Origin of the sequence: Acinetobacter sp. V104_13 (assembly GCF_031798995.1) — a bacterium.
Taxonomy (GTDB): Bacteria; Pseudomonadota; Gammaproteobacteria; order Pseudomonadales; family Moraxellaceae; genus Acinetobacter; species Acinetobacter pittii.
Window position 1 is genome coordinate 19203 of the sequence record NZ_JAVQNP010000002.1, and the last position, 7945, is coordinate 27147.

Below are 7945 nucleotides of genomic sequence, written 5' to 3' on the forward strand. Positions count from 1 at the left end.
AGTTTAGTTATGCTATAACGTTGTGTATTTAATTGTGTATTTAACAACGATTTGTTGATCTTAAGATTCACCTCATCTTTACGACTGTTTTTTTCTTATTTCGCTTTTATATAATTATTAAAAAAGTAATATTTTAACCCATAAAAAAAGCCTCCAATTGGAGGCTTTTTTTATCAATTAAAGACTCTTATTTAGAACCTTTAATTCCTGCTTGTAATAACAATGCACCTAAACCACCAATCTTTTGTTCTTGTGGTTTCTCTTGCTTGCTACGCTGAGGGCGTTCAGCTTGATCTTTACGCGGTTGAGGACGTTTACCTTGAGGCTTACGCTCAAAACGCTGTTCTGTATTTTGTTCACGGCGTGGTGGGCGCTGGGCTTTTACAGGTGCAGAACCTTCAGCACGCATACTTAAGTTCACGCGGTTACGTTCAACATCAACCTGCATAACACGCACTTGTACGATCTGGCCTGGTTTTACAACTTTATGCGGATCAGAAACGAACTCATTCGCTAATTCAGAAATATGAACTAAACCATCCTGATGTACACCAATATCAACAAAGGCACCAAAGTTTGTGACATTAGTGATCACACCCTCAAGTTGCATACCTTCAGTTAATTGGCCCACTTCAGTAATATCTTCGCGGAATTTAGCAGTACGGAACTCTGGACGTGGGTCACGACCTGGTTTTTCAAGTTCAGCTAATACGTCTTGTACTGTTGGCAAACCAAATTTGTCATCAACAAATTCATCAGCTTTTACTTGGCGAATGATTTCGGTATTGCCAATGATGTCTTTCACAGTTGTCGCTTTTGCTGCAACAATTTTCTCAACAAGACCATAACTCTCAGGGTGAACAGCAGAAGCATCTAAAGGTTCAGAACCATTTTGGATACGTAAGAAACCAGCCGCTTGTTCAAAAGTACGTTCGCCTAAACGTGGTACGCTTTTCAAAGCTTGACGGTTATCAAAACGACCATGCTCTTTGCGGTATTCAACAATTTGCTGAGCAATCGCTTTGTTTAAACCCGCAATGTAAGCCAAGATTGCTGGAGAAGCAGTATTTACATCAACACCAACAGCGTTCACACAGTCTTCAACTACCGCGTCAAGAGTTTTTGCTAAACCAGTTTGATTCACGTCGTGTTGATATTGACCTACACCAATTGATTTCGGATCAATCTTAACAAGTTCAGCAAGTGGATCTTGTAAACGGCGAGCAATCGACACTGCTCCACGAATTGAAACATCAAGCTCTGGAAGTTCTGCCGCAGCAAGCTCACTTGCAGAGTAAACAGATGCACCCGCTTCACTTACAGTCACACGTGTTAATTTGAGGTCGGTGTTTGCAGCCATCATTTCAGCCACTACAGCTTCCGTTTCACGGCTAGCTGTACCATTACCAATAGCAATAAGCTCTACATTATATTCACGGCATAGACGTGCAAGTTCAGCAATAGAACCTTCTTTATCTTCTTTAGGCGCGAATGGATAGATCGTGCTATGAGCAAGTACATCACCTGCATCGCTTACTACCGCAAGTTTCACACCACTACGAATACCAGGGTCAACACCTAAAGTAGTACGGCCACCTGCTGGCGCTGATAATAGTAAATGACGAAGATTTTCAGCAAATACCTGCATTGCTTCTGCTTCGGCAGTAAGTCGTTTCTCTGTTAGCAATGAATGCTCGATTTGAGGACGAACTTTACCCAACCAGAATAATTTTGCGGTTTGTTTTAAGAAATCTTGACGTGCTTGAGGTTGAATTTGCTCAAGGTTGTATTCAGTTTCAATACGCGCTAATGGCGCATCATCTTCACCATCAACTTTTAAACCTAATACATTTTCTTGACGACCACGTAACATCGCCAATAAACGGTGTGAAGGTAATTTGTTTAAACCTTCAGAAAATTCAAAGTAATCACGGAATTTTTTACCGACTTCTTTCTTTTCTTCAGAAGCAACAGTACTTTTTAAAACCGCAGTTTTTGCAAAAGTTGCTTTTAATTCTGTAGTAAGCGCAATATTTTGTGCCCAGTCATCAATCAGAATATGCTGGATCGCATCTAACTGACTTTCAACATCTGGATAGTCTTCATGACTAAAACCAGCCAATGCTTCTGTCGGGTCAACTTGTTCTGCAATAATTTTTTCAGCAATCGGTCCTAAACCTGCTTCTTTTGCTTTAAAAGACTTACTTGTACGCTTAGGACGATACGGTGCATAAATTTCTTCTAAAGCATTTTTTGTTTCGGCTGCATTCACCCGCGCCAACAAGTCATCATTCAATTTATTCTGTTCTTGCAATGACTGAATGACCTTTTCACGGCGCTCATATAAATCACGTAAATACGCTAAACGAGTATCTAATTGGCGTAACTGCGTATCATCTAAACCTTGTGTTACTTCTTTACGGTAACGGGCAATGAATGGAACACTGGCACCTTCGTCAATTAAGCGGATGGCAGCTTCTACTTGGTTTGGACGTACGGCAAGCTCACTTGCCAACTGCTGAACTAAGTCAGTCATCGTGTTTGATCCCACAAGGATAAAGTTTAAAAGCACTGATTATAAAGACCAAGCCCATAAAATCCACACTTGTTTGCGTATTCAAAACGTTTTTTTGTATTGACTCTGAATATTTATACTTTTTACGACTACGAGAGCACGCAAAAACAGTGATTTAAGCATGAAAAAGTTAAAACTGAATCCTACCTTTTAATCTTTAAAAAATATAAACGTACAACTTATGTCATGAACGTGACAAAAAATTAATATAATTTATGAGAAAATGATCATATTGATACATAACCCAGAAGATAAAAAATTGAGATTGAGCACTACTTTATTCTTCTAATTTCTTATCTACTCAGTTTTTTTATCTTAATTCAGCAATTAAAAGTCTATTATATTTATTTCAAATAACTGATTTGAAACAATTAGTTATTACTATTGAGTTATTATAAATTTATTGAAAATTTAACTATTTGTTGTTTTAGGGCGGTCTTTGCTAAATTATGGGCTTAAGATGTTGTTTTTTGGTTTCAAACCACCTTGAAAATTGTAATTTTGAGCAAATTGATACATAGTCTAAACAAGAACATCGGCATTATACTGAGGGCTTGTTGGCAATAAGCCTATCCGACCCAATAATATATAAATTATGACTTTAAAAGGGAGTACATCATGAGTTTAGTTGTACCTGCTGAACATCCTGAAACCGTACACAACGAAACGGACCGTGTCGAACGTATTTTAGTGGTCGATGACGATGTGCGTTTACGTACCCTCTTGCAACGTTTTTTGGAAGATAAAGGCTTTGTTGTAAAAACTGCCCATGATGCTTCACAAATGGATCGTTTATTACAACGTGAGTTATTTTCACTTATCGTACTCGACTTTATGTTGCCAGTTGAAGATGGTTTGAGTATTTGCCGTCGTTTACGCCAATCAAATATTGATACGCCAATCATCATGCTCACAGCACGCGGTAGCGATTCAGACCGTATTGCAGGTCTTGAAGCTGGTGCAGATGACTACTTGCCAAAACCATTTAACCCAAATGAACTTTTAGCACGTATCCGTGCGGTATTACGTCGCCAAGTTCGTGAAGTTCCGGGCGCACCAAGCCAACAAGTTGAAGTTGTAAGCTTTGGCCCATGGTCTTTAGACTTGTCTACCCGCACACTGACACGCGAAGGACAAATCGTTACCTTAACAACTGGCGAATTTGCAGTATTAAAAGCATTGGTACAACACCCACGTGAACCATTAACGCGCGATAAACTGATGAACTTAGCGCGTGGCCGTGAATGGGGTGCAATGGAACGTTCAATTGACGTTCAAGTTTCTCGTTTACGTCGTTTAATTGAAGATAACCCTGCACGTGCACGTTACATCCAAACTGTATGGGGTGTCGGCTATGTGTTCGTTCCAGATGGTGCTGAATAAGCTTGAGATAAGATAGAGTGAGTTTAGAACCAATCGCCCCACAGAACTTTACCGATTACGTGACCTACTCAGAACGTAAACGGACTCGATGGGAACGTTTTCTCGACAAAATAAAGCCACGTTCTGCTGCCATGCGTACCACTATTCTGGTACTGCTGGTGGTGTTCTTTAGCTTATTTATGTCGTTATGGTTCTTTTGGCGCACTCTTTATTTACCTGAAATTCAACAGCACGCCCGTTATCTTGCGGTCGAGCTTGAGCTCGTCAATAATCCTGATATACGAATTTTTCATCGTGAAAATGAAGTAGATATTGATGCGTGGTTGCGTAATCGAGTCGGTATTGAATACGTTACCAACCCCAAAGAATATCCAAGTGTCCGAGAAAAGGTCATTGCCGAGTTTTTTACCAATCACGTCGAAAAAAAGCTGGCAAATGAGATTGGGACTAAAGACGTTACCGTTTACTTTCAGTTTAAACCGAGCCCACGCATTTGGATTCAAACACCTGAAATGCATGGGAACTGGGTTCGTGAGCCTTTAAAAACCTATGCCAACTACAGTCCTGAACTTTTAGTGGGTTGGGTCGTGGGTGTTCCATTACTGTCAGCTATCATTATTTTAATTTTGGTTCGACAGATGAACCGCCCTCTGCGTCGTTTGCAGAATGCTGCCAATGAATACAGTAAATCCGGAACAGCGCCGTATCTTGATACCAACCACGGTCCATTAGAAATTCGTCAAGTAAACCAAGCCTTTAATCGTATGGTCTATACACTCGATCAGACTGAGCGTGAACGACGTATTATGTTGGCAGGTATTTCACATGATTTGCGCACTCCTCTTACACGCATACGCTTAACAGCAGAGATGCTGCCTGATGAGTTTTTGCGTGAAGGTTTGGTCTATGACGTAGATGATATGGATGCAATTCTTAATCAGTTCATTTCGTACATGCGCGATGGCTCAGATGAGGAGTTGAAAGACACCAATATCAACATGCTTTTGCAAGAACTTGTTGTGCAATTTAAACCTCTCGATATTCAATTCGAGATGCAGGATGTGCCTATTATTCCGGCACGTAGTCTTTCTTTAAAAAGATTGATTGCCAACTTGATTAATAATGCAAAACGCTATGGTGCTGAACCGATAGAGCTCAGTGCAAAAGTTGAAAATGAATCTATTTTAATTACCGTTGCTGATCATGGTGAAGGCATTCCGGCAGATCAAATTGAAGAGTTAATGCAACCTTTTGTTCGCGGTGACTCAGCAAGAACCATTCAAGGTAGTGGTCTTGGGCTGGCTATTGTTAAACGTATTGTCGATATTCATCATGGTGAGATTCAAATTCATAATCGTGAACAAGGTGGTTTAGAAGTTATTATTTCTTTACCAATCCAAAAACCGAGTACCGAAGAAAATACCACGACGAATCCTTTGGAAAAAATAAAACAAACATTAAGTGAGCGCTTTTAATTTGATCAATCAGCAATTAAAAGCCTTGTTTTAATGACAAATAAAAGCAATAAAAATCAATCAAATAAAAACCATAAATATAATTTATACCGCCATTTATTTACAAAATTAGACCTTAGCCTAACACCTATGCACTTTTCAATTTTTCATAGCTAAAATCCCGTATGTTTTGACAATATTGAGGATGTCCAATGTCTTTAAGTCGTATTCGCCTAGCTTCTCTTCATGACAAGGTCATCAGTGCTGAACAAGCTGCGCAATTCATCGAAAATGGAATGACTGTTGGTATGAGTGGTTTTACTCGTGCCGGTGAAGCTAAAGCTGTTCCACAAGCACTTGTAGAGCATGCAAAGAAAAATCCGTTAAAAATCACGTTAATTACGGGTGCTAGCTTAGGTAATGACTTAGACAAACAACTCACGGAAGCAGGTGTTTTATCTCGTCGTATGCCATTTCAGGTAGACAACACTTTACGTCGTGCGATTAACAACGGCGAAGTTATGTTTATTGATCAACATTTATCAGAAACTGTTGAGCAAATGCGTAACCAGCAACTTAAACGTCCAGATGTTGCGGTGATTGAAGCAATTGCGATTACTGAAGATGGCGGCATTATTCCAACAACTTCTGTGGGTAACTCTGCAAGCTTTGCTATTTTTGCCGAAAAAGTTATTGTTGAAATCAACACCTCTCTAAGCGAAAGCTTTGAAGGTTTGCACGACATCTATATTCCGACTTACCGTCCAACACGTACGCCAATTCCATTAACAAAAGTGGATGAGCGTATTGGTACAACCGCAATCCAAATCGATCCTGCAAAAATTGTAGGTATTGTATTTAACGATACACATGACTCACCATCAACAGTAACTCCTCCAGATGATGAGACTCAAGGCATTGCAAACCATCTAATTGCTTTCTTTAATAAAGAAGTTGCAGAAGGTCGTTTACCGAAAAACCTTGGTCCATTACAAGCAGGGATTGGCTCTATTGCCAACGCTGTACTAACAGGTTTAAAAGATTCTGATTTTGAAGACCTCATCATGTACTCAGAAGTACTACAAGACTGTACTTTTGAACTCATTGATGCAGGCAAAATGAAATTTGCTTCTGGTAGCTCAATTACCCTTTCTGCAAAATGTGGCGAAAAAGTTTTTGGCAATATCGAAGCTTACAAAGACAAATTAGTGCTTCGTCCACAAGAAATTTCTAACCATCCTGAATTAGTTCGTCGTTTAGGGATTATCGGCATTAACACTGCGCTTGAGTTTGATATTTACGGTAACGTGAACTCAACTCACGTGTGTGGTACTAAAATGATGAACGGTATTGGTGGTTCAGGTGACTTCGCTCGTAACGCTCACTTGGCGATCTTTGTGACCAAATCAATTGCTAAAGGCGGCGATATCTCTTCTATCGTGCCAATGGTGAGCCACGTTGACCACAGTGAACACGATGTTGATATTTTAGTGACAGAGCAAGGTTTAGCTGACTTACGCGGTTTAGCGCCTCGTGAACGCGCTCGCGCTATTATCGATAATTGTGTACACCCACTTTATCGTGATGCATTAAATGACTACTTTGACCGTGCATGTGCTAAAGGTGGACATACCCCTCACTTACTTCGTGAAGCATTGTCTTGGCATGCAAACTTCGAAGAAACAGGTCAAATGCTTCAAGCAGCACCAGTTGCAAAATCAGCTTAAATCACTGGTTTAATTCAAGCACTCCTTCGGGGGTGCTTTTTTATTTGTTTAAATTATTAATAAAAAACTGCTCAAGCCCGAATTTTTATTTTATCTTTTCAGCACATCAAAACAAAAAGTAGAAATCCATATGTTTATTATTCGTCAATTTACAAATGCAGATCTAGATGATGTCGTTATTTTATGGGAAAGCTGTGGTCTGACTCGTCCTTGGAATAATCCTGAAACCGATATTTTCAGGAAAGTCTCGCAACAGGATGATTTGTTTTTAGTTGCTATTAAAGATGAGCAACTGATTGGTACGCTTATGGGCGGCTACGATGGCCATAGAGGCTGGATTAACTATTTGGCTGTTCACCCCCACCAACAACGCTTAGGAATCGCTACAGCGCTTGTTCAGCAGCTTGAGAAGCGCCTCATCGCTCGTGGCTGCCCAAAACTACAATTACTCGTCCGTAAAGACAATTTGAATGTGTTGAACTTTTACGAACAGCTTGGCTATGACGAGGTAGAAGCAGTGTGCTTAGGAAAACGACTTATTCGTGATAGTTCTCATGATTAGAACCACGTTTTGTTTGGGCTATTTTTAGAAAGTTAAGGCGATATTGGGGATAACCCTCTTTGCTTGTGGATAAAATGAGATTTATACACAGGTAAGGTCTTAACATTTTTATTAAATAAACAAGCATGAAAAAAGCCCCATACATTATGTATGGGGCTTTTTCGAATATGGTGGCGAGACCCAGGATCGAACTGGGGACACACGGATTTTCAATCCGTTGCTCTACCTACTGAGCTATCACGCC

General features: G+C 39.9%; 6 protein-coding genes and 1 tRNA gene. 5 read left to right on the forward strand and 2 right to left on the reverse strand.

Annotated elements, in window-relative coordinates:
• Positions 1–187: 187 nt before the first annotated feature.
• A complete protein-coding gene (locus RMB06_RS00255; RefSeq protein ID WP_311077791.1) occupies positions 188–2536 on the reverse strand; it encodes a Tex family protein in 2349 nt (782 codons plus the stop codon).
• A gap of 657 nt (positions 2537–3193) precedes the next feature.
• Between RMB06_RS00255 and ompR the strand changes: the two genes are divergently transcribed.
• From ompR to RMB06_RS00280, 5 genes are all read left to right on the forward strand, one after another.
• Positions 3194–3958 carry a two-component system response regulator OmpR gene (gene ompR, locus RMB06_RS00260; protein WP_000060753.1) on the forward strand — a complete coding sequence of 255 codons (765 nt, stop codon included), beginning with the start codon at positions 3194–3196 and terminating at the stop codon, positions 3956–3958.
• Between the two features lie 17 nt (positions 3959–3975).
• Positions 3976–5433 carry an ATP-binding protein gene (locus tag RMB06_RS00265; RefSeq protein WP_311077792.1) on the forward strand — a complete coding sequence of 486 codons (1458 nt, stop codon included), beginning with the start codon at positions 3976–3978 and terminating at the stop codon, positions 5431–5433.
• Positions 5434–5466: 33 nt separating this feature from the next.
• Positions 5467–5589 (forward strand): hypothetical protein, encoded by a 123-nt coding sequence (locus RMB06_RS00270; RefSeq protein ID WP_081035407.1) that lies wholly within the window; start codon positions 5467–5469, stop codon positions 5587–5589.
• A gap of 35 nt (positions 5590–5624) precedes the next feature.
• Complete coding sequence (locus tag RMB06_RS00275; protein WP_002116671.1) at positions 5625–7139, forward strand: acetyl-CoA hydrolase/transferase family protein; 1515 nt, start codon at positions 5625–5627, stop codon at positions 7137–7139.
• A 130-nt stretch (positions 7140–7269) separates the two neighbouring features.
• Complete coding sequence (locus RMB06_RS00280; RefSeq protein WP_002116887.1) at positions 7270–7701, forward strand: GNAT family acetyltransferase; 432 nt, start codon at positions 7270–7272, stop codon at positions 7699–7701.
• A gap of 168 nt (positions 7702–7869) precedes the next feature.
• Here the strand turns inward: RMB06_RS00280 and RMB06_RS00285 are convergent.
• A tRNA-Phe gene (locus RMB06_RS00285) sits at positions 7870–7945 on the reverse strand.